The organism is Brasilonema sennae CENA114, from assembly GCF_006968745.1.
Taxonomy (GTDB): domain Bacteria; phylum Cyanobacteriota; class Cyanobacteriia; order Cyanobacteriales; family Nostocaceae; genus Brasilonema; species Brasilonema sennae.
In genome coordinates, this window is sequence record NZ_CP030118.1 from 810,583 (window position 1) to 831,625 (window position 21,043).

The window sequence follows — 21,043 nt, forward strand, 5'->3', positions numbered from 1 at the left end:
GTTCTCTTACTCCTATTAAGATATTAAGATTTTAATGACTTTTAATGCAAAAAAATATAATTCCAGAAAAAAGCTATAGCTAATTATTAGAGGAATAAATTCAAGATTAGCTAAAAATCTTCTCAAGAAAACTATATTATTTATTGATGTAATAAGAAAGTAAATCCTTACCACGTAAGGATTTGAAAGATTTTTGACACATCTCGTTTTAAACTTAGATTTATCTAAGTTGATAAAAAAATACTTTATGATTCAGGATAACCGCACTACGGTACGAAAGGTTTTAATTATTACTTTACTGCTGAATATATTCGTCATGGTGTTAAAAGCTGTCGTCGGAAACTTGACAGGTTCTCTGAGTTTGACAGCTGACGCTTTACATAGTGTGACTGATAGCGCCAACAATATATTAGGATTAATTGCCAGTCGGTTTTCTTCCCCAAGACCAGATCGGGATCACTCACATCTTGCACCTAACCGAACAAACCCGTAAAAGGCAAATAAGGAGTACAAAAATATAACAGAAGATGAATCAATAATTTAAGTACATAAGAGTGATAAAGAAACTTAAAGTAGCCGTAATTTTACATAAAAAGCTTCCAAAAATACAAGATGTAGGGATGACTATTTGCGTCATCCTGTAGTGCGATCGCCTACGGCGAGCGCGGAGCGCCAGCGCTAACTTTAATTTCAAAAACGGAATTTGCTTTGATAGCAGAAAATATGAGAGAAAGGGCGTGAAATATCGAATTTTTTATAGCAAGAACAATGCTTACCTACGCCCAAAAGCTAGTATACAATCTCAAAGAGTTAATGCCGACGCAATACCAAAAAGATAATCTTGATGCAATGCTGGGATGATTTTTGGAAGCGCAAGGGCATCCCTTACCTGAACACTCTCAAACCAAATCTCCGAGTGCATTGAGTCGGTTTTTAAATATCAATCCTTGGTCAACAAGGGATATGATTCGTATTGTTCGTAACCATGTATTAGAGACGAGCTTAAAGGTTTTTTCAGCAGAAGGGAAAGGACGTAAACCATTTTTACAGGTTATCATTGACCTAACGACTCTTGAAAAACGGGGTAAATTTAAAAACTTTGAGGATTTAATAAGAGTTTATAACGGTAAACGTGGTCTGCATATAGTAGTAGTTTATTTAGTTGTCGGAAAGTGGCGCATACCTTGGAACTTCCGTGTTTGGAGAGGTAAGGGTACACCTTCACCCGCTCAACTAGGACTCAGGTTAGTTAAGCGTTTACCTAAATCTTTAACTGAACGCTTTCGGGTGAATATTTTGGTTGATACGGCTTTTGGGAGCGTGGAATTTCTTCATGGTGTACGCAAGTTGAAATATCATGCGGTTACAGGTGTGGCTATTAACCGTAAATTAGTTGATGGAAGAGTTTTAAGACATTTACACAAACAGGGACAACAAGTCCGTTTGGTTGGTTTAAAGTTTCCCGTTACCGTATCTTGGTATTACTTAAAGCGCGATAAGGGCAAGCTTGAAAAACGTTTTGTCTTGTCTACTCGTCCCATTAAAGCTTCTACTCTCAAGTGGTGGGGTAAGCGTCGTTGGCAAATTGAGGGATGGTTTAAAACCGCAAAGCAATGACCCAAAGGGTCACGCTTCGCGAACGTTTTGGTTTGCACCGTTTTGGACAGGGTTCTCTCCTTGGCATGTATCGCTGGCTGATTCTTTCTCTGACTGCCTACCTCATTGCTCATTGGACTTATCTTCATATTCAGTCTGGATCACCACCTGATTGGGGTCAGGCTGCACAAACTGCCTTAGAATCAATTTTTACCCAAATAGTCGTGTCTCTTCTTTTACTTGATATTGAACGCTTAGCTCCCCTCGCACGTAGTTGTGGTTTTGACATTCATATTTCCAGGTGCAAGATGTGAGATCATCCATACGGACATTTAAAATTTGAAGCAGTAGGGGCGTTGGGAATTTCTGCTTTTTTAGGTATAGCTTGTTTTGAAATTCTCCAGGGGGCGGTTGAACGAATCATCAATGGTGGTGGTAAGCCCATCACAATATCACCACCAGAGTTGGGGTTGTTATTGGCAGCCCTTTCAACGCGAACAAATGAACTAGGATTTTGAAATCTAAAACCCTGTGCCAGTCAGGAATCTGAGGTACAACTTCGATGTATCCTCAAGATATAAGGGCGAGTTTGGGTGTCAAGATGCTACGCTCCATTTTTGAACAATTTGTCCAAGAAAGTCCAGTAAGTGTAATGGCACGAGGATTAATGGAGCGTGTATTTGCCCCGGAACGGATGGATAAATTATTTGAAACTCACGCGAAAGTACAGCACCAGCAAGAATTACTATTTTCCAGCCAAGTAGATTTGATGAGTTTGGTGGTGTGTGGAATTCAAAAATCGGTTCATGCCGCCTATAAAGCCAGAGCAACAAACCTGATTGTGAGCACCACAGCACTATATAAAAAGCTCTGCGGTGTAGAACTGAGTGTGAGTCAAGCATTGGTAAGAGAAACAGCGAGCGATTTGCGAGTGCTAATTGAAATCATGGGTGGAGAACAGCCAAATCCACTACCAGGATATCGGCATAAAATTGTAGATGGGACTTGTTTGGCTGCTACAGACCATCGATTAGATGCAATTCGTTTATTTGCAGCTAAAGCTTTGCCAGGTAAAGCAATAGTTGTATTAGATCCACTATCAAAACTGGTAATAGATATTATTCTTTGTCAAGATGGTCATGCAAATGAGCGGAGTTTATTTGATAATGTGCTGTCTGGTGTACAACCAAACGATGTTTGGACTGGAGACCGGAATTTTTGCACAGCCAAGTTTCTGTGGACGATTGCACAGCAAAAAGCTTTCTTTGTGATTCGGCAACATGGGTCTTTAGGTTGGACAGAACTGAGCACCTTAAGAGCTTTGGGTCAAACCGATACAGGAAATCTTTTTGAGCAGTGCATCGAAATTTGTTACGAGGGAAATCGTTTAAAATGCCGACGAGTTGTGCTGAAGTTGTTTGTGCCAACACGAGACAAAGAATGGGAAATAGCGATTTTGACAAACTTACCCTTAAGCCACGCTGATGCGGCAAAAATAGCCGAGTTATATCGTAATCGTTGGAGTCTAGAAACCCTTTTTCAAACCGTAACTGAAAATTTTAACGCCGAAATTCAAACGTTAGCCTATCCTAAAGCTGCCCTGTTCTCGTTTTCGATGGCGTTAGTAACATACAACATTCTCGCCACTCTAAAAGCCGCCTTAGGAAGCGTACATGGCATCGCCAAAATTGATGCAGGTTTGTCTGATTTCTACTTAGTAGATGAAATTCAAGGCACATATCGCGGGATGATGATTGCTATTCCATCCCAGCAGTGGGAAATATTCAGGACATATTCTTTAGACCAAATGGGACAACTTTTACAACAGCTGGCGACTGGCGTGAATCTCAAACGTTTTCTCAAAGCCATAAGAAGTCCGAAGAAAAAACGCCAACCTTTAATTGTTGATCATAGACATCGTCATGTTTCGACTGCACGCCTTTTAGATATCTATTGAGATAAGTAATCTTTTTTTGAGCCTGTCGCAGCGAAGCGGTTCGCAGCGCGTTGCGGGGGTTCCCCCCGTTGTAGCGACTGCGAACCCGAAGGGTGAGTGACCGCCACGACAGGCGATGCCGCTTCACTCGCTATTTTGATAGCGGCGGTCGCTCAGCGACAGGCAACGGGGGGAGTCCTGAGGGAGGGCGCAGCCCCCCTCGTGCCTCCTGGAGACAACTCGAGCATTTCCGCTTGTTCGCTCATCACACCTTTTGCTCACGCCTAAGCGAAGTTTCTACTGTCGATGGCGATCGCCGATTTTTAGTCTCAACTCCACTCATAACTCTCAGAGTTAACACACGCTAAAATTGGTCGAAAATATCTATTTTCCTACTCATCTGCAACTTGTGTCATTGGAATGACTCACTAGTTCATTTGTTCGCGTTGAAAGGGCTGGGTGGGCAATGCCCACCCTACCTTTGAAATTACTCCCACTCAATAGTTCCAGGTGGCTTGGAGGTGATGTCATAAACCACTCGGTTAACACCTTTGACTTCATTCACAATCCGGTTAGAAATCACTTCTAAGACATCATAAGGCACACGCGCCCAGTCAGCAGTCATACCATCTTCACTGGTGACAATCCGCAAAACGATGGGGAAAGCATAAGTACGTTGGTCGCCCATAACACCTACACTGCGAATTGGTAGTAAAACAGCAAATGCTTGCCAGTAATCGTGATACAAATCACGTTTGTTAATTTCTTGGCGCACAATTAAGTCTGCATCTCGTAAAATATTTAACCTTTCGGCAGTAATTTCGCCTAGAATGCGAATCGCTAAACCCGGTCCAGGAAAAGGATGCCGTTGGACAATTTCTTCTGGTAAACCAATAGCACGTCCTACTTTACGGACTTCATCTTTAAACAGTTTCCGTAACGGTTCTACCAGTTTGAATCGCAAGTCTTTGGGCAATCCACCAACGTTGTGATGGCTTTTGATTTTCACTGCTACCCGTTCTCCAGTTTGAGGGTCAACATTGGTGTTAGCAGATTCAATCACGTCTGGATAAAGCGTGCCTTGAGCGAGATAATCAAAAGGTCCGAGGCGTCTGGATGTTTCCTCAAAAGTACTGATAAACTCGTACCCAATCATACGACGTTTTTCTTCGGGGTCAGTAATGCCAGATAGTGAAGAAAGGAACCGTTCCCTAGCGTTGACATATTCTACCGGAATGTGAAATTGTTCTTGGAACAGTTTGATCAGTCGTTCAGGCTCATATTTTCGCATAAAGCCTTGGTCGATAAAAACACAAGTCAACTGATCCCCAATAGCTTTATGCAGCAAGAATGCCAAGGTAGAAGAATCGACTCCTCCAGAAAGCGCCAACAGCACACGTTTCTCGCCAACTCTCGCGCGAATTTCTCGAATGGCTTGTTCGACAAAAGCAGCAGTTGTCCAAGTCGGTTCACACTCGCAGATATGGTACACAAAGTTACGGATTAAAGCTATACCACCAACAGAATGCACTACTTCTGGATGGAATTGGACGCCGTAAAGTTTCTTGTCGTGATGAGCAATAGCTGCACACGGAGTATTTTCCGTATGTGCCAGTAATTCAAATTGTTCTGGCATCTGAGTGATAGAGTCTGCGTGGCTCATCCACATCGTCGTACCATCTTCAACATTGGTGAGCAAATCTGTGGGATCATCTATGTAGAGTGACGCTTTACCATACTCACCTCGGTCAGCCTTTGCCACTTCCCCGCCTAGCTGTTGCACCATAAGTTGCATACCGTAGCACACACCTAAAATCGGAAGTCCCATATTCCAGATTTCTGGGTGACACCGGGGAGCACCATTGTCATAAACTGAATTGGGACCTCCAGAAAGGATAATCCCCTTAGGATTGAGTTGACGTAGTTGTTCAGCTGTAGTGCGATAAGAAAGGACTTCAGAATATACTTGGGTTTCACGAATTCGGCGGGCAATCAGTTCAGAATACTGAGAACCAAAATCGAGAATAACAATCATTTGGCGATTAAGCGGCTTTAAAGATTCAACTTTTTCAGGCGCTTGTTCTGTTGGTAGAGTCACCGCAGTGTTCATGGCAGGGAAGGTGTGAGTGTAAGAAGAAATTGTGGCTTATCAGGTTAAAAACAATACCATTTCTCTGCGTTGTCAGGCTGTGATGGTAATAGAAACCCTCTGCACACGCGACTTTGAATGCGTCTGCTTAGCCGATAGTTATGTGTAAATGGTATTAAGAAAAAAAACTTACCTTAGATTGGTAAAATATTATAGCCTGATTGGTGAATCTTAAGATTATTTATAATAAATTAACATAATTTTGCTATTATCAAACTCCCATTTGTGACAACAGGACTTGCATATTGTCCCAAGAAAGTCCTTGTTGGATGTAGCGGGGTGCTTCCGGATTATAAGGACTGGCTACGCGGTCAATTTTGATAATTTTTGCTTCATCTTGCAGCACCGGAACATCGGGATCAAAGGCAGTTGGGCGCGTCAAAGAGCTAGAAAAGCCTTTAAAAATTGCAATTTGGTCTTCCTCACCCGCAATTTCCACACTTACGAGCAGGACTTCTTGGGGACGTTTGACAGTATATTGTTCCAAGCGCTTGCTGATAGAATTGTTCATTTTAAAAATGACGTGTCATTAATGTTTCTGATAAGCAGCCTCACGGGCGCCGCACCACCCTTTATGAATCAGGACTTACGCACTGAAAACTCAAAACCTCGATCCCCGCTAGCGCACGCCAGGTGCTATCTCCCAAGGGGAGACGCAATCATGCGAACAAGTCGGCTGCGCCGGATGCCAGATACCTCTGTCGGGAAACCCCTTCGGGTTCGCCAGATGCCTGCGGAGGGAGACCCTCCCGCAGCACTGGTCTCACCTCCTGCAGTACTGGCTCCCCAACGCACTGGCTCCCCTTGGAAAGGATGGAATCTTAAAAGCCGCCTTGGAAAGGGGGTTGGGGGATCTGTTTTGCGTAAGTGCTATCAATGAAAGAAACATAATCTCCCTTCTTCCCTGTTCCCTATTCTCTGTTCCCTGTGTTTTTCAAGCTACTGCGGTGTTGCTGAGCGTCCCTGCTTACCTAGTTTAACGACGACGAAGTAACTTAAGTAAAGCACATAAATAATTAAACCAACGATACCCAGAAAGCCGAGAAAGGCAGGTTTGGAGTTGGGATGGAAATAATCTTTGAAGAGTAATGGAGCTTCAAGCCAAACGCGACAATAAGGAGTTGCGATCGGACTTGAGGAAAAACCACAACCCACAAAAGGTATAAAGGCAATTGCGCTCAAAATACAATACACAGTCGTAGCCCAACGCCAGGAGGTAAAAAGCAGCTTTAAAGGGCCATTTGACTGATATTCTATTTCATCGTTGAGATCCACCCAGAACCACAGAGAAATAGGAATCAAAATCAGACCAATCAGTCCTGAAATAAAACTTACTCCAAAGCCCGCAATCATTAAGTACACGGTAATTGTCAATAAACTTGCGACTCGCCAGTAAATCGTGAGCAAGCGTTGTATTCCTTCAGCTTTTTCTACATATGCCCAAATTAACAGAATGATCGGGATAATCACTGCGAATAATACTGCTAATCGGTAATCCATCCAAACAAAGGGACGAAACCAGAGTTCATTATTCATAATTTTTTTATGAGAAATCAACAAGTATAGTCAATAGTCAATCAGTATATGATATTACCCATAAACCTTGTGCTTTTTTCTTTAGAAAGAAACAGCCATTCCCAGCCCTTTATCTAAATAAAGGATGATATGAAAATCTCACTCGCTACACACATTTCCAGTTTTCTACAGAAAATGGAATGAGGTTGGAGTGAGATTTTGTACAATGAGGGGTGTTGAAGATGCAAGATAGCCAGTAAACTCATTCTGGTTATTTGCAAACGCACCATAAACAAACTGCTAGACGAATCACTTTTTAATCATCGTAAATTCTGCACTCATCTGCATCTGGATTATCATCACAGTACTTTTCAAGAGAGTTTTTGGTTTTTTGATTTGACTTTTGGTGGGAGGCCTCGGCTTGTAGTTCTTCTAATGCGTCCCAAGCTGCGGCGCACTCAGGAGAGTCTTTACCTGAGGTATCGCAGGTGGCACGAACTTGTTCACGTTCTTGTTCGATTGCGTCTTGTATGTTGTTGCTCATGTTCCTAGTCTTGTTGTGTTTTCAATACAAGTATAGAAAAAATTCAAAAATGACAGTTTTTGCACTATAGTTTCCATTTTACTGTAATTGACCAAAAGTCGTCTCACCAGTAAGTGAGGGAATGTCCTCCTTGACATCCTCCCCGGCGCAAAGTCTGCCGGGGGAAGCAACCCAAGCGGCGAGCTTTGCATAAATGCGCGGGGATTCCTAAGACTCACGACTTAGGGTTTCTGCTTCTTAGCAACTGCCTCCACTCCCGAAGGAGATTTGGTCTTACGTTCGCTCCACAGACTGAAACGATGAGCCCCACCGCCGTATGTATCGAAAACCAAAAAGGAATTCTTATGTTTTGTGATTCAAGGGATGTTTGCCATTGCCCCGTCCTCTTTTCCCGGTCTACCGATTTTTCCTCGCCGTTGCAAAATATTGCAAACTTTGGTGTTAGGCTGTATGTCTCCATCGTCTCGGGTGGGTCATTGACCATTAATAGTATTGTCGCATAACACGAGTAGTTGTCCCTTCATTTCTGACGGCAGGCTAAACCCAGCAAGAGTGGCTTTCATGAGCCACTGCCGTGCGGGGGGTTCCCTCCTGCAGTGCGGTCTTGGGGAGCGCTAGCCATGCAGGAGGGTTTCCCGACAGAGGTGTCTGGCGTTGGTCTCCCCCAAGAGCACCTGCCGTCCCCGTTGAGGCATGTGGCGTCCCCTGCCTGTTCGCGCAGCGTGCCCCTTCGGGCATAGTACGAAGAACGGTACTACGTACCTGCTTCTCAGGGGTTTTCAGCCTACCCAGTATAACTATTACAGTAAACCGTATTAATAATTTTGTATTCGTCTTTATCTTTTAAGATTTTGGATTTTGGCTATCAATATAAATTATACAATTTATTTTGCTCGGCAGTTCACCACATCGCCTAACCTATGGCTGGTGCCAAACTCCACCATCTGCTTAGTAGGAGTCCTATCGTCGGTTCTTGATAGGATAAAAATAAAAACCGATTAGCCTCGAAAAAAAAGTGGAAAACTCATGGCAGACCAAATACAGTGGGCAAACGCCTTATCAACCCGTCCTTCTTTGGAAGCAGCTATTGAAGATGTAGTACAACAAGCTGTCTCGTCGTTAACAGCACCTGCTGATTTAGGGCTGGTATTTATTTCGTCTGCTTTTACGAGTGAGTATTCCCGGCTTTTACCCTTACTTGCTGAGCGACTTTCTGTACCTGTGCTTATTGGTTGTAGCGGTGGTGGTGTGATTGGGACAACTGGGCGTGGACAAACCCAAGAGTTGGAAGCAGAACCAGCCTTGAGTTTGACCTTAGCGCATCTGCCTGAAGTGAGTGTTAAAGGTTTTCATATTGTTCCTGAAGAATTACCTGATCTAGATAGTCCGCCAGATGATTGGATTGATTTGATTGGTATACCATCAACACCTGCGCCACAGTTCATATTGTTGTCTGGCTCGTTTTCATCTGGAATTAACGATTTATTACAAGGGATAGACTTTGCTTATCCTGGATCGGTCACCATAGGAGGACAAGCAAGTGGCGGCGGTTTGGGAGGTCGTATCGCCTTATTCTACAATGACAAAGTGTATAAAGATGGAATAATTGGCGTCGCTTTGAGTGGTAATATTGTCTTGGAAACGATTGTGGCACAAGGATGCCGACCGATTGGGAAACTGCACCAAGTTACAAAAAGCGATCGCAATATCATTCTCGAACTCGATGAGCGAAAACCACTGGTTGTCTTGCGAGATCTGATTGCCAATTTAAGTGAAGAAGACCGAATCTTGGCACAACATTCTTTATTTGTTGGTTTGGCGATGGATGGATTCAAGCAAGATTTGCACCAGGGAGACTTTTTGATTCGTAGCATCCTCGGAGTCGATCCAACAGCCGGGGCAATTGCGATCGCAGACTATATTCGACCAGGACAACGCCTACAATTTCACCTGCGCGACGCTGAAACTTCTGCTGAAGACTTGGAATTCCTTTTAGAAAGTTATAACACAAAACAAGTTGCACAGCCGTCTGCAGTTGGTGCGCTGATGTTTTCCTGTGTGGGACGTGGTGAAGGACTCTACCGAAAACCTAATTTCGATTCTGAGCTTTTTAGGCGTTATCTCAAAGATATTCCAATAGCCGGCTTCTTTTGTGGCGGTGAAATCGGTCCTGTAGGTGGCAGTACTTTGCTACACAATTATACCTCTGTCTTTGGAATTTGCCGTGCAATCGCAACTCAGGAATAAGTTAGAGATTTTACCTGTCCACTAAAGTAACAATGTAGTGTTGTTATCGATGAAGGATGGAGTTCCACTAGGGGCGATCGCACCATACTTCTCAAAGTAGCGACGCAGTTCTGGTGGAAAGTTGGGATAATCAAACACAGCATCCCCATTCGCCATATCTGCCCAAAACTCGCGTAAACTGGGAGCTAATTCTGTTGCCTGCGACATTGGCAGGTTTAAAGGAGGCAGAGTTAGGAACTTGACGAGAAAGGGAAAACTGCGATCGCCCATCCACTTCTTAGATGTCTGTTGCAAGTTCGGGAAATCAGGCACTGAACTGACGCGATATGATAAAATTTGCAACCATTGCTGACCGTGATTATCCTGATGACACTCTAATATCCGGTAAGGATGAGGATAGCTCACTAAAGAACCTGTTGTTATATCGTATACACCATCTGAATCAGCAACATCTTGAACGTGTAAGTGTCCTGTGAACACCAGCCGAACGCCGTACCGCTTTAGAATTTGTAATAGTTCTGTTGCATTTCCTAACATATAGCGATTTGCCATTGGATGGCGTGATTGATTAGGCAGGTGTTCAACAACATTGTGATGCACCATGACTAAGACAAATTCATCACCAGTCCCAGCTAAAACTTCTTCTAACCACCGTAGCTGTTGAGTATCTAAACGTCCTATCTGCTGTCCTTCGTCGTCAAAACAGTTAGAATTCAAACCGATGAGCCTAACACCTGGCAGTAACTGACAAGTGTAGTAAAGTTGGTCAGTATCCTCGTAGCCAAACTTACGGTAATAGTGCGGAAAATCTGAGATCGCAATGGATTGCTCATTCGCCTTCACAACTGGAACATCATGATTACCAGGAACAACATAAGTAGGAAAGGGAAGCTGTGCTAAGCGTTCTTGCAACCAAGCATGATTTTCTGGTTCACCGTGCTGGGTTAAATCTCCTGGAAGCAAAAGAAAATCTATATTAAGTTGTGTTAAATGTTCTAGTACACTTTCAAACGCAGGAATACTAACTTCCACCAAATGAAAACGACTGGGATGATTCCAGATTGTATGGGAAAGCGCAAGGTGCAAGTCGCTGACCACAGCAAAGCGAAAATTTGAAATCATTGATTTTATGACAATCTCAAAAGTGGGGTGTAAAAACTCTTTTTAGAAAGAGTATAACCCTTGCTTCGCTACGCTGCTTGGCAATGATCTCGCTTAACATTTGTACACAAAATCTGTCAGTTTTTCTTGTTGATCAACAAAAAGGCAGAATTTGAGCGAAATATTGGCGATTTTTCTGGTGTGTTGCGAGTATCCAAGAAAAAATATACAAAGCACTTTGGCAGCGTCAACTGACATTAGCAATCACCTGTCCAATGTCTTGAGGGGTTGCACCTGTTGCGAGCATTGCCCGAATTAATAGCTCGATTGAGACTGAAGCATCTCCATTTTCAGCTTTTGCAATCCGGGGCTGGCTAGAGCTAATTTTGGAGGCAAGTTCAGCTTGAGTCATCAGTTGTTGCCGACGTTCCTTTAAGCTTCGACTCAGAGCTAACTTAATTTCGACAAAAATAGTTTCTTCCGGTGTTAACTCCAAAAAATCTGAGACTGTCCCAATCTTCCAGCCTTTAGATTCTAAGCGTTCTCTCTTTGCTTGATCCATAACATTACTCCCGTTAGTCAGTGTCATAGTTGCTAAGTCGCTTTTTGCAAATCTCAATCACGTTTTTGGGTGTTGCTCTCGTCGTTTTGTTAAAGACTTCAACAATCAAGATTCCATCATCATCTATTCGGTAGATAATTCTCCAGTTTTTGTCTGCATCTCGAATACGCAGTTCATGACAGTGTGCTCCGATACTTGACATCGGTCGCGAATGAGGTAGTTCAAGATTTTCGCCTTCCTGTAATTGCCTAAGCAAAACGCCTGCTTCTATCCGCGCTTCTTGACTGAAAGGTGGAGTTTTTACCTCACCGTGCAGCCAAACCAAAGGTTTACTTGATTGTTCCATGCCATCTTTATATCATATCTGATATATTGCTGTGCCTCTGTCGTCTAAAAATTCCGTTGCAGGGGACAAACATACTTGACATTGTCGATATATCGCGACACTATAAAAATATGTTGAACAAAAGAGAAAATTATCGTATGCATGACCGAATAAGATCACATGAGCCACAGGGCGAACATGATGAGCACAGACACGGACACTATCCTTATAGAGAAGAAGGTGGACGCAGAGCCGGAAGAGGAGGACCTCCCAATCCAGAGGGCGAACATGATGATTACAGACGCGGATACCATCCTCATAGAGGAGAAGGCGGACGCAGAGCCGGAAGAGGAGGACCTCCCAGAAGAGGAGAGGGCAAAGTCCGGCGTGGTGAGGCGCGTTACCTACTTCTGGACGGTGCGATTCGTTGATATCTGAATCACGGTTAAAATCCGCAAAATAAGATATCCAGTCAATCATTTTTGACTGAACTCTAGACAAAAGATGTAGGTGAAAGCCCTATCCTCCAAGTTCAGGAGTGACTCCTTACCTGTCCACACCGAGCAAACTCGGAATTTTGCAGAGTGAAGCTGGAAGCAGGGCGCAATCAGACGGCAGTTATGGGCTGACACTGGCGCTAACAGGGAGTGTACAAGGTGAGACAGAACCTAAAAAAGCAACCCAAAGTAAAGCAGGGCATAACATAAAAACCCCTGACTTCGTTAGAGACAAAACCCCGTCGATGTTAGTCCAGCAAGCGACAAGAACAAGGGGTTCTAACGGTTGAAGTGGTTACACCTAAAATACACAAAACAATCTAATCTAGGGAACGAAGAAAAACGGGTTAGGAGTCTTGAGAAAGGTCGAAAACTCAGGTAAACCAGACGAGAGGTGTAAACCTCCTAACACGGGTAGGATACGGCGTAATTGCTGTAAGGTGTTCAGAAAACATTCTTAGGAGTCAGAGCATGATTAGACACAGTAGCAATACTAGTGAATCTTGGAGCAAATTACCCTGGAAGAAATTCCGGCGCAATTTATTCCGCCTACAAGTTAGAGTGTTCAAAGCAGTTAAAGCAGGAGACATGCGGAAAGCGCGGTCACTTCAGAAACTGATTCTGAAATCCAAAGCTGCACGGCTATTGGCTATACGTCAAGTAACTCAGCTTAATGCTGGTAAGAGGACTGCGGGTATTGATGGCAAAGCGTCCCTCAACTTTGAAGAACGCCTTGCACTTGAGGAACACCTCAAGCTCAATTACTCTAATTGGCATCATAACAGATTACGGGAAATCCCGATACCTAAAAAGGACGGAACATTCCGGACTTTAAAAGTCCCCACTATCACAGACAGAGCATGGCAATGCCTTGCAAAGTTTGCTCTAGAACCAGCACATGAAGCAACATTCCATGCACGGAGCTATGGATTCAGAACAGGACGCTCAGCACATGATGCACAGAGACAAGTCCTCAACAGCCTAAACTCCTACGCAAATGGAATAGAAAAGCGAGTAATAGAACTCGATATCGAAAAATGCTTCGACCGGATAAGCCACACAACTATCATGGATAACTTGATAGCACCAAAAGGGATGAAAATTGGTATCTTTCGATGCCTAAAAGCCGGAATACATCCCAACTTTCCAGAACAAGGAACCCCCCAAGGTGGTGTGGTAAGTCCCCTACTAGCTAATATTGCACTCAATGGAATAGAAAGTGTCCACAGGTATCACAACCAAGGGTCAAAGATAACCGATAGGACATCTCCTAACAAGATAATAGAACCAACCGTCCGCTACGCTGACGACATGGTAATTTTTCTTAAACCCAAAGATAATGCAAAAGAAATACTTGAAAAGATAAGCCAATTCCTAGCAGAAAGAGGAATGAAAATCAGTGAGAAGAAAACCAAGATAACCGCATCGACAGATGGTTTCGACTTTTTAGGCTGGCACTTCAAGGTACAGAACAACGGGAAAGTAAGAAGCACTCCCTCGCTGGAGAACTTCAAGAAATTCCGTCAAAAAGTAAAAACTATCGTCAACTGCTCTAATTATGGTTCCGAGGTAAAAGCTGAGAAATTAGCCCCCTTGGTTAGAGGATGGAGGAATTACCACCGCTTCTGCAAAATGGATGGAGCACGGTTCTCACTATGGTTCACCAGACGCAAAGCATTCAAGGTATTCAACAAAGAAACAAAGAATGACAGATGGTCATGCGCAACGCTGACTAACAAAGCATTCCCAGCAGTTTCTTGCTCCGAAAGAAAATATGTCATGGTCAAAGGTAACAAATCACCGTACGACGGAGACATCCAGTACTGGAGCGAGCGTAACAGCAAGCTCTACGATGGCGAAACCTCTAAAGCCTTAAAACGGCAAAACCATGCATGTGGTCACTGCGGCATGAAGATGCTACCAGGTGAAACAATCCACCTACATCATGTAGATGGTAACCACCAGAACTGGAAAGCAAACAATCTTCTAGCCATACATCAAAGTTGTCACAACTACATCCACATGAGCAAGGGGAAACCTTAGAACATCGGGAGCCGGATGCACGGAAACGGGCACGTCCGGATCTAACTGAGAGGGACGGAGCATAATAGCTCCTCTCGACTCAAACCACTGCGCAACGAACCCAAACACGGGTATGAGATTATCAAAGCGCTGGAAGAGCGATCGTCTGGACAGTACGCCCCTAGCCCTGGCACAGTCTATCCAACCCTGCAATATCTAGAAGATATGGGGCTAGTGCGTGCCGATCAAGAAGCCGCGCGGCGCGTCTATCATCTAACTGAGACTGGTCGAACCGAGTTGGAGGCCCACGCGCAGGAAGTGAATGCTTTTTGGGCGCGATTTACTGAACCCGATACATCTGCCGCCATTCGAGCCGAAATCGGTTTTCTGGAGGACGAATTACAACACTTGATGCGGACAGTATGGGGCGGCTTACGAAATGCCCTTAACCGAGATGATCAAAACACAATCCGTCGTGTCCGCGAGGCGATTGAACACTCCCAAAATGAGGTGCGGCGCATCCTTACAGAACCCGACAGCTTAAGAGACAATCAGGAATAACCATATTTTGTTGGTTGTTTTTGGTTAACTGATATTGGGTTTGGTGAAAAGGAGAGTCAATTTTGGCATTTGTTAGAGTCCGTCAACACGTTAATCCGCTTGCGCAAAAGTATCAAACACTGATCGATCCCCTAGACTGGGAAAAAGTGTACGCCAAGCCAAAAGCGCCCTTACATCTGGATATTGGAGCTGCACGAGGACGCTTTTTGTTAAGTATGGCGAAAATTGAACCAGACTGGAATTTCTTGGGTTTAGAAATTCGGGAACCTCTGGTGGTGGAGGCGAACAAGTGGCGGGATGAGTTGGGACTAACAAATCTCCATTATGTGTTTTGCAATGTGAATAACTCATTGCGATCGCTTTTCTCTTCCCTACCTAAAGCAAGTCTACAACGCGTCACAATTCAATTTCCCGATCCCTGGTTTAAAAACCGCCATGCAAAACGGCGAGTCGTGCAACCAGAATTAGTTACAGAACTAGCAGAATTTCTCATACCTGGGGGTATTGTATTTTTGCAATCGGATATTGAGTTTGTGGCGGTTGAGATGTGCGATCGCTTTACAAATCATCCCGCTTTTCAAAGACTTGGTACAGGAGAATGGCTAGCAGAAAATCCGCTACCAGTTTCCACAGAACGGGAGATAGGAACAATCAACAAAGGTGAACCTGTTTATCGTGCTTTATTTGAAACACTCAGATGAACGGCGAGAATCCTCATCCATACTCGAAGAGTTGGATGGGGTGTGTTGAATGTAGAATTCTTTCCCAGGGGCTGACTAATCTGGAGAAAGACCTTTAGATTCTAACCATTCATGGTTGAAGATGCGGGACTGGTAACGGGAACCGCTGTCACATAAGATAGTAACAATGGTGTGTCCTGGTCCCATTTGTTTTGCTAAAGCAACAGCAGCAGCAACATTTATACCTGTAGAACCACCCATAAATAAGCCATCCTTCCGTAGTAACTGATAAACAACCTTTATGGCTTCCCTGTCATCAATCTGGACAGCATCATCGCTAGGCGCGCCTTCCATATTGGCGGTAATACGACTATTGCCAATGCCTTCAGTAATAGAATTACCTTCAATATTGATTTCGCCTGTTTTAATGTAGCTGTAAAGTCCGCTACCTTTTGGGTCAGCTACAACACACTTAATTGCTGGATTTTTTTCTTTCAAATACATTGCTACACCAGCAAAAGTTCCACCAGTCCCTGTTGAAGCGACCCAAGCGTCAACTTTACCATCTGTCTGTGCCCAAATTTCTGGTCCTGTTGTTTGGTAATGGGCCTGGCGGTTTGCTAAGTTATCAAACTGATTTGCCCAAATAGCATTTTCCATTTCGCCAGCTACTCTACCAGAGAGTTTGACGTAATTATTAGGGTCTTTATAGGGTACAGCAGGTACAGGGCGAACTTCTGCACCTAATGCCCTCAAAGCATCCATCTTCTCTTGGGATTGAGTGTCAGGAATTATAATCAGGCATTTATAACCTTTGGCGTTGCATATATGTGCCAATCCAATACCAGTATTACCAGCTGTTCCTTCTACGACTGTGCCACCAGGTTTTAGTAAACCTTTTTCTTCGGCATCTTGAATAATATAAAGTGCTGCCCGATCTTTAACTGAACCACCAGGGTTGAGAAATTCTGCTTTACCAAGAATTTCACACCCAGTTTCGTCACTAAAGCTGTTTAAACGAATAAGTGGTGTATGACCTACAGTATCTACAAAGCCGTTTCTGATATCCATGTTTGAACTTCTTGGTGGAGACTATGCTTTTGGTCATCAGGCGTGAGGCCTTGTTGACCCTATACTGATTTTAGAGAGGTCTTTGTTCTAAGATTCAGACTTTAGCCCTACACACTCAAAAATTTTCAAACGTCAACCAGTCAGTGCAGTCTAGTGTTAATCCTAAAGTGCAGCAGCAGTATAGTGCTGAAATTTTGATAAACATTGTTCTCACCAATTTGTCCCATTTGTCACCATTTAGAAAACAATAGTGCCATCTTTATACGTGTAATTACTGACAAAAAAATTGTTGATATCTTCAATATTAGCTGAGAGTTCTAGATATTTTACAGGAGATGATATAAAAGGTGTGAGACCTCACTAGTCAACTAAAATTTACACTTAATTTTCTAAGTTAAGTCTTATGGATAGCAAATATCATGCTTCGCATACTCCTAATCGATAACAACTTTGATGTGCACTTGTCGATAACACCGCAACTCAAGCAAGAGTTTTCTTCTATAGAAGTTACCTCAATTATTCATGCTAAGAGTTTTGAGGAAGCGCTAGCAGTAGGTGATTTTGATATTGCAATTACTGACTACTCTCTACAGTGGACTAATGGCTTAGAGGTTTTAAAAACCATTAAAATTAAATATCCAAACAGTCCTGTGATTATGTACACTGATAGCGGCAACGAAGAAATTGCTGTCTTAGGGATGAAGTCTGGGCTAAGTGATTATGTCTTAAAGGGAAGGCTAGAGCTGCTTGTCATTGCTGTTAAAGAAAGTTTAGAAAAGCAGACATCACTTGACGAGTATGCTGTTGCTGTTGAGCAATTACGAATCAGTGAAGAGCGTTTAGACCTGGCAATGGAAGCTGCTCATCTGGGCACTTGGGACTGGAACGTACCAAAAAATCAAGTAATTTGGTCTAAAAATCATGAACAATTATTTGGTTTACCACCAGGAAGCTTTCTAGGAAGTTATGAAGGATTTCTTTCCTGCGTTCATCCAGAAGACAGAGAACAAGTTTCTGAAGCTATTACTTCTGCCATAAATACAAAAACTGACTACAGCAATGAATTTCGCGTTCTTTGGTCTGATGGAAGCGTTCATTGGATCTTAGGTAAAGGTAATTTTTTTTATGATGATACAGGTCAGCTTGTGCGCATGATTGGAGTGGTGTTGGACATCACTGAGCGCAAGCAGCGGGAAGAAGAACTGGAGCGAGCAAATCGCTTAAAAGATGAATTTCTTGCGATTGTCTCCCACGAACTTCGCACTCCTTTAAACGCAATTTTGGGTTGGGCACAGTTACTGCGTAGCCGTAACTTTGATGAAGCAGCTAGAAATCATAGTTTAGAAATTATTGAACGCAGTGCCCTTCAACAGAACCAGTTAATAGATGATATTCTTGATACATCTCGCTTAATGCGAGGGCAAATGCAGCTATCTATATCTCCTATCAATTTAGTCAGTGTGATTGAGAACGCGCTCAATACAATAAAGTTATCAGCACAAGAAAAATCAATTACTTTGGAATCCGTACTAGAGTGCTCAGTCGCGGTAGTGATGGGAGATGAAAATCGCTTGTATCAAATTGCTTGGAATTTACTTTCCAATGCAATAAAGTTCACCCCAGTGGAAGGACGAGTGCAAGTGAGGCTGTCAATTAGCGCTGAGTCAAACTCTTGTGACTCACTACTCAAAACTCAACAACACGAATCCTATGCTACTTACGACAACCCAGAGCTTGGAGCTTCCTATGGAAGAGGCAGCCTGGATGAATTGCGCGACTTGAACCGACTAAAGTCGGAGTTAAAAGACTTGGGGCTTTCCATTCCCAAGGGTTGGGGGGAAACGGAAGAGTGCCTACTTCCAAGCTCCCTTGGGATTTCCTCCAAATACCCTACGCGAACACAGTCCCCAAGGGGGGGAAATCCACCTGCAGGGCTGCTTCACTCCAACGCATTGGCTCCTCAAGGCTCAGAACCTCCTGAATTTATAAACGGAGGAAACTTCGGTTCAGACAACTTTTGGCAACGCCCTGGGTTCTGGGCAGTCATTCAAGTCAGCGATACTGGTGAGGGCATCAATTCTGAGTTTCTACCTTATGTGTTTGAACACTTTCGTCAAGCTGATAGCACAATGACACGTTCCAATAATGGACTTGGTTTGGGATTAGCGATTGTTCGGCATCTCGTGGAATTGCAAGGTGGCACAGTGACAGCAGAAAGTCAAGGAAAAGGGAAAGGAGCAACCTTTACTGTCAAGCTGCCACTTATAGAAGTGAATACACAACAGCCAAAAGTTCGTCCCGAAAAAACTTATCATCACTCACAGCTAAATGACGTACAAATCCTTGTGGTCGATGATGATACTGATAATTTGGAACTACTGGAAGAAATTTTGCAAGGCGCAGGCGCAAAAGTGACCGCTGTTCAATCCACCAATGCAGCTTTACAAGTTTTGGAAGAATTCAAATGTGATGTACTCATTAGTGACATTGGAATGCCACAAGCGAGTGGTCATGCTTTGATTCGTCAAGTCAGGCTTAAGGAGGTGGGGCAAACCCAGAAGATTCCCGCAGTTGCACTCACTGCTTATAGCAGAGAAGAAGACAAACTTGAAGCACTGGAGGCAGGATTTCACATTTTCTTGCCCAAGCCAGTTAACCCTGTAGATTTAATGGGTGCAATATCTAGTCTTTTGGAATAAGAACAGAAAACTCAACAACTTCATAGCAATTTGCGTACATCAAGCGAACCCAACGCCTAATACCGTTTCACTTTAACGTTGATACATATGGGCAAGTAGGGGGAGTAGGGGGAGTACGGGGAATAGGTGAGACAGCGCTCTTGGTAGGGTTTCCCGACAGCCAGGCGACTGCGTAAGCGCAAGCGCACGAATCAAGCCTAAGCGCAAGCGTGTCCCTTTGGGACTTACAAAGCAGCGTCTGTGCAGGAGATACGCGTAAGCGTGTCCCTTTGGGACTTACAAAGTAGCGTAGGCGTGCAGGAGATACCCGAAGGGGGAAGTGAAATGTATCAGGATTTTGGTGAAAGGGTATAACGAGAATCCAGTCGAAGGAGGCGGTAAACGTCGGTTTAGAGTTGGATCTACCCCGAACTAATTAGGCAGTTGCGCTACTGTCGGGAAACCCGGACGCCAGAACAAGCGTGAGGGAAACCCTCATCAAGTACTGGCTCACGCCACATGCCTCAACGCGCTTAACCCGCGCACGGCAGTGGCTCCCCAACGCACTGCCTCACAGCAACGCAGCCTGGTACTCCACTTACTACAAGGAGGGCATTGCCGATACTACTCAGCTACGGAGGGTAACCGCAGTGGAGTTTATTGTCCCCAAGGCAGTGGCTCCTCATCTGCCGATCTCCTCACCTTCGTTTTGCCGTGACTCCAACCATATGGGGACAGCAATCACAGCAGCTAGAATCAGCAATGCTAAAATTGCAAATTGACTAACCCAAGCAACCAACTGTTCCAGGGAAACAATTCTTCCAGCAAAGAAAGCAAGTGTCACCATAACACTAGCCCATGCGATAGCTCCTGCGATGTTGTATATCATGAATTTGCCAAAGGGCATCTCAACAATTCCAGCAAGTGGTGCGGCAAAAATTCGCAGCAAAGCCAGAAAGCGCCCAAAAAACACTGCTTTAGAAGCATTCTCGCTAAATTGTTCTCTTATAATCAAAAGTCTAGCTTCAGAAACTCTAAACAATCTACCTAGGCGCACAAGCAAAGACCAGCCGCCAGTTCTACCAATCCAATAACCACAGATACCTCCCACAACAGCACCTGCAATGGCGTCACTGAGGACTAGCCAGTAACTAAGTTCCTTACTGCCAGCAAGAAACCCCCCAACCAAAGTGACGGTTTCACCTGGAAGAGGAATCCCTAAATTCTCCAACAATATTCCCAAAAAAATTGCCCAATATCCATATTCATGAGCAACTTTCTGGATGTTTTCTAGTGATATAAATTCAAGAGACATCCAGCTCCGTTATCTTTACAAAATTTTACTTTTATTCTATGTTGACTCTTTTGTGGGCTAGGTGTCAATTGCGTCGTTCTACAAAATTCTGGACTCATAGACAAAAATCAATAGTTACTATAGCAACTATTGATTTTTCACTCTTGGTGCTTAAAATACCACATGCGTACACTTACTAGCCTCACACAATTTCTTTTTATATAAAATTTATATTTTCATGAGGAAATTGTAAAAATTTGGTAAA

At 43.7% G+C, this 21,043-nt stretch carries 19 protein-coding genes and 2 pseudogenes; 12 read left to right on the forward strand and 9 right to left on the reverse strand.

All coding sequences use genetic code 11. The annotated features are described in order from the left end of the window. Positions 1–247 precede the first annotated feature (247 nt). The 5 genes and pseudogenes from DP114_RS03400 to DP114_RS03415 all read left to right on the forward strand — a co-directional run. Positions 248–466 (forward strand): annotated as a pseudogene (locus DP114_RS03400) (cation efflux transmembrane domain-containing protein); the annotation flags it as partial. 398 nt (positions 467–864) lie between these two features. After that, positions 865–1,617 carry a transposase gene (locus DP114_RS03405; protein ID WP_216669932.1) on the forward strand — a complete coding sequence of 251 codons (753 nt, stop codon included), beginning with the start codon at positions 865–867 and terminating at the stop codon, positions 1,615–1,617. After that, positions 1,614–1,910 (forward strand): hypothetical protein, encoded by a 297-nt coding sequence (locus DP114_RS34265; RefSeq protein ID WP_211178817.1) that lies wholly within the window; start codon positions 1,614–1,616, stop codon positions 1,908–1,910. The genes DP114_RS03405 and DP114_RS34265 overlap by 4 nt, the downstream gene beginning before the upstream one ends. Further along, positions 1,911–2,084: pseudogene (locus DP114_RS03410) on the forward strand (cation efflux transmembrane domain-containing protein); the annotation flags it as partial. 74 nt (positions 2,085–2,158) lie between these two features. Continuing rightward, positions 2,159–3,553 carry a transposase gene (locus DP114_RS03415; protein ID WP_246162595.1) on the forward strand — a complete coding sequence of 465 codons (1,395 nt, stop codon included), beginning with the start codon at positions 2,159–2,161 and terminating at the stop codon, positions 3,551–3,553. A gap of 466 nt (positions 3,554–4,019) precedes the next feature. Here DP114_RS03415 and guaA read toward each other — a convergent pair whose 3' ends face one another. Both guaA and DP114_RS03425 read right to left on the reverse strand, forming a co-directional pair. Continuing rightward, positions 4,020–5,642 (reverse strand): glutamine-hydrolyzing GMP synthase, encoded by a 1,623-nt coding sequence (gene guaA, locus DP114_RS03420; RefSeq protein WP_169266245.1) that lies wholly within the window; start codon positions 5,640–5,642, stop codon positions 4,020–4,022. 250 nt (positions 5,643–5,892) lie between these two features. Then, positions 5,893–6,192, reverse strand: coding sequence for a DUF7734 family protein (locus DP114_RS03425; RefSeq protein WP_169266246.1), 300 nt, complete (start codon positions 6,190–6,192; stop codon positions 5,893–5,895). 150 nt (positions 6,193–6,342) lie between these two features. On the opposite strand from DP114_RS03425, the gene DP114_RS03430 reads away from it, so the two are divergent. Then, a complete protein-coding gene (locus DP114_RS03430) occupies positions 6,343–6,561 on the forward strand; it encodes a hypothetical protein (protein ID WP_171975459.1) in 219 nt (72 codons plus the stop codon). Between the two features lie 59 nt (positions 6,562–6,620). Here DP114_RS03430 and DP114_RS03435 read toward each other — a convergent pair whose 3' ends face one another. Further along, complete coding sequence (locus tag DP114_RS03435) at positions 6,621–7,217, reverse strand: DUF3177 family protein (protein WP_171975460.1); 597 nt, start codon at positions 7,215–7,217, stop codon at positions 6,621–6,623. A gap of 295 nt (positions 7,218–7,512) precedes the next feature. After that, positions 7,513–7,740, reverse strand: coding sequence for a Calvin cycle protein CP12 (locus tag DP114_RS03440; protein ID WP_169264549.1), 228 nt, complete (start codon positions 7,738–7,740; stop codon positions 7,513–7,515). A gap of 1,026 nt (positions 7,741–8,766) precedes the next feature. Here DP114_RS03440 and DP114_RS03445 point away from each other — a divergent pair. Further along, positions 8,767–9,987 carry an FIST signal transduction protein gene (locus DP114_RS03445; RefSeq protein WP_171975461.1) on the forward strand — a complete coding sequence of 407 codons (1,221 nt, stop codon included), beginning with the start codon at positions 8,767–8,769 and terminating at the stop codon, positions 9,985–9,987. A 21-nt stretch (positions 9,988–10,008) separates the two neighbouring features. Here DP114_RS03445 and DP114_RS03450 read toward each other — a convergent pair whose 3' ends face one another. The 3 genes from DP114_RS03450 to DP114_RS03460 form a co-directional block, all read right to left on the reverse strand. Further along, positions 10,009–11,109 (reverse strand): metallophosphoesterase family protein, encoded by a 1,101-nt coding sequence (locus DP114_RS03450; RefSeq protein WP_169264547.1) that lies wholly within the window; start codon positions 11,107–11,109, stop codon positions 10,009–10,011. A 226-nt stretch (positions 11,110–11,335) separates the two neighbouring features. Next, positions 11,336–11,650, reverse strand: a complete 315-nt coding sequence (locus DP114_RS03455) for a helix-turn-helix domain-containing protein (protein ID WP_169264546.1) — start codon at positions 11,648–11,650, stop codon at positions 11,336–11,338. 13 nt (positions 11,651–11,663) lie between these two features. After that, complete coding sequence (locus DP114_RS03460) at positions 11,664–11,996, reverse strand: type II toxin-antitoxin system RelE/ParE family toxin (RefSeq protein WP_171975462.1); 333 nt, start codon at positions 11,994–11,996, stop codon at positions 11,664–11,666. Between the two features lie 159 nt (positions 11,997–12,155). Between DP114_RS03460 and DP114_RS03465 the strand changes: the two genes are divergently transcribed. The 4 genes from DP114_RS03465 to trmB all read left to right on the forward strand — a co-directional run bounded on the left by DP114_RS03465 (position 12,156) and on the right by trmB (position 15,756). Then, positions 12,156–12,413: a hypothetical protein gene (locus tag DP114_RS03465; protein ID WP_216669965.1), complete on the forward strand. Its 258-nt coding sequence runs from the start codon at positions 12,156–12,158 to the stop codon at positions 12,411–12,413. Between the two features lie 530 nt (positions 12,414–12,943). Beyond that, the gene (locus DP114_RS03470) at positions 12,944–14,515 is read left to right on the forward strand and encodes a group II intron reverse transcriptase/maturase (protein WP_169268591.1); all 1,572 of its coding nucleotides are present in this window, start codon (positions 12,944–12,946) and stop codon (positions 14,513–14,515) included. 87 nt (positions 14,516–14,602) lie between these two features. Next, complete coding sequence (locus tag DP114_RS03475; RefSeq protein ID WP_256379385.1) at positions 14,603–15,055, forward strand: PadR family transcriptional regulator; 453 nt, start codon at positions 14,603–14,605, stop codon at positions 15,053–15,055. A 62-nt stretch (positions 15,056–15,117) separates the two neighbouring features. After that, the gene (gene trmB, locus DP114_RS03480) at positions 15,118–15,756 is read left to right on the forward strand and encodes a tRNA (guanosine(46)-N7)-methyltransferase TrmB (protein ID WP_171975464.1); all 639 of its coding nucleotides are present in this window, start codon (positions 15,118–15,120) and stop codon (positions 15,754–15,756) included. 75 nt (positions 15,757–15,831) lie between these two features. On the opposite strand, the gene DP114_RS03485 is transcribed toward trmB, so the two are convergent. After that, positions 15,832–16,806, reverse strand: a complete 975-nt coding sequence (locus tag DP114_RS03485) for a cysteine synthase A (RefSeq protein WP_171975465.1) — start codon at positions 16,804–16,806, stop codon at positions 15,832–15,834. 419 nt (positions 16,807–17,225) lie between these two features. On the opposite strand from DP114_RS03485, the gene DP114_RS03490 reads away from it, so the two are divergent. Next, positions 17,226–19,505, forward strand: a complete 2,280-nt coding sequence (locus DP114_RS03490) for a hybrid sensor histidine kinase/response regulator (protein ID WP_169264541.1) — start codon at positions 17,226–17,228, stop codon at positions 19,503–19,505. A 661-nt stretch (positions 19,506–20,166) separates the two neighbouring features. On the opposite strand, the gene DP114_RS03495 is transcribed toward DP114_RS03490, so the two are convergent. Beyond that, the gene (locus DP114_RS03495) at positions 20,167–20,799 is read right to left on the reverse strand and encodes a DedA family protein (RefSeq protein WP_169268195.1); all 633 of its coding nucleotides are present in this window, start codon (positions 20,797–20,799) and stop codon (positions 20,167–20,169) included. Positions 20,800–21,043: the final 244 nt, after the last annotated feature.

Excerpts from the sequence above, each read along its gene's own strand:
- DP114_RS03415 (WP_246162595.1), top strand. The coding sequence starts at position 2,159 with ATGTATCCTCAAGATATAAGGGCGAGTTTGGGTGTCAAGATGCTACGC.
- guaA (WP_169266245.1), bottom strand. The coding sequence starts at position 5,642 with ATGAACACTGCGGTGACTCTACCAACAGAACAAGCGCCTGAAAAAGTT.
- DP114_RS03485 (WP_171975465.1), bottom strand. The coding sequence starts at position 16,806 with ATGGATATCAGAAACGGCTTTGTAGATACTGTAGGTCATACACCACTT.
- DP114_RS03460 (WP_171975462.1), bottom strand. The coding sequence starts at position 11,996 with ATGGAACAATCAAGTAAACCTTTGGTTTGGCTGCACGGTGAGGTAAAA.
- DP114_RS03455 (WP_169264546.1), bottom strand. The coding sequence starts at position 11,650 with ATGGATCAAGCAAAGAGAGAACGCTTAGAATCTAAAGGCTGGAAGATT.
- DP114_RS03490 (WP_169264541.1), top strand. The coding sequence starts at position 17,226 with ATGCTTCGCATACTCCTAATCGATAACAACTTTGATGTGCACTTGTCG.
- DP114_RS03465 (WP_216669965.1), top strand. The coding sequence starts at position 12,156 with ATGAGCCACAGGGCGAACATGATGAGCACAGACACGGACACTATCCTT.
- DP114_RS03430 (WP_171975459.1), top strand. The coding sequence starts at position 6,343 with ATGCGAACAAGTCGGCTGCGCCGGATGCCAGATACCTCTGTCGGGAAA.
- DP114_RS03495 (WP_169268195.1), bottom strand. The coding sequence starts at position 20,799 with ATGTCTCTTGAATTTATATCACTAGAAAACATCCAGAAAGTTGCTCAT.
- DP114_RS03440 (WP_169264549.1), bottom strand. The coding sequence starts at position 7,740 with ATGAGCAACAACATACAAGACGCAATCGAACAAGAACGTGAACAAGTT.
- DP114_RS34265 (WP_211178817.1), top strand. The coding sequence starts at position 1,614 with ATGACCCAAAGGGTCACGCTTCGCGAACGTTTTGGTTTGCACCGTTTT.
- DP114_RS03425 (WP_169266246.1), bottom strand. The coding sequence starts at position 6,192 with ATGAACAATTCTATCAGCAAGCGCTTGGAACAATATACTGTCAAACGT.
- DP114_RS03445 (WP_171975461.1), top strand. The coding sequence starts at position 8,767 with ATGGCAGACCAAATACAGTGGGCAAACGCCTTATCAACCCGTCCTTCT.
- DP114_RS03450 (WP_169264547.1), bottom strand. The coding sequence starts at position 11,109 with ATGATTTCAAATTTTCGCTTTGCTGTGGTCAGCGACTTGCACCTTGCG.
- DP114_RS03470 (WP_169268591.1), top strand. The coding sequence starts at position 12,944 with ATGATTAGACACAGTAGCAATACTAGTGAATCTTGGAGCAAATTACCC.
- DP114_RS03435 (WP_171975460.1), bottom strand. The coding sequence starts at position 7,217 with ATGAATAATGAACTCTGGTTTCGTCCCTTTGTTTGGATGGATTACCGA.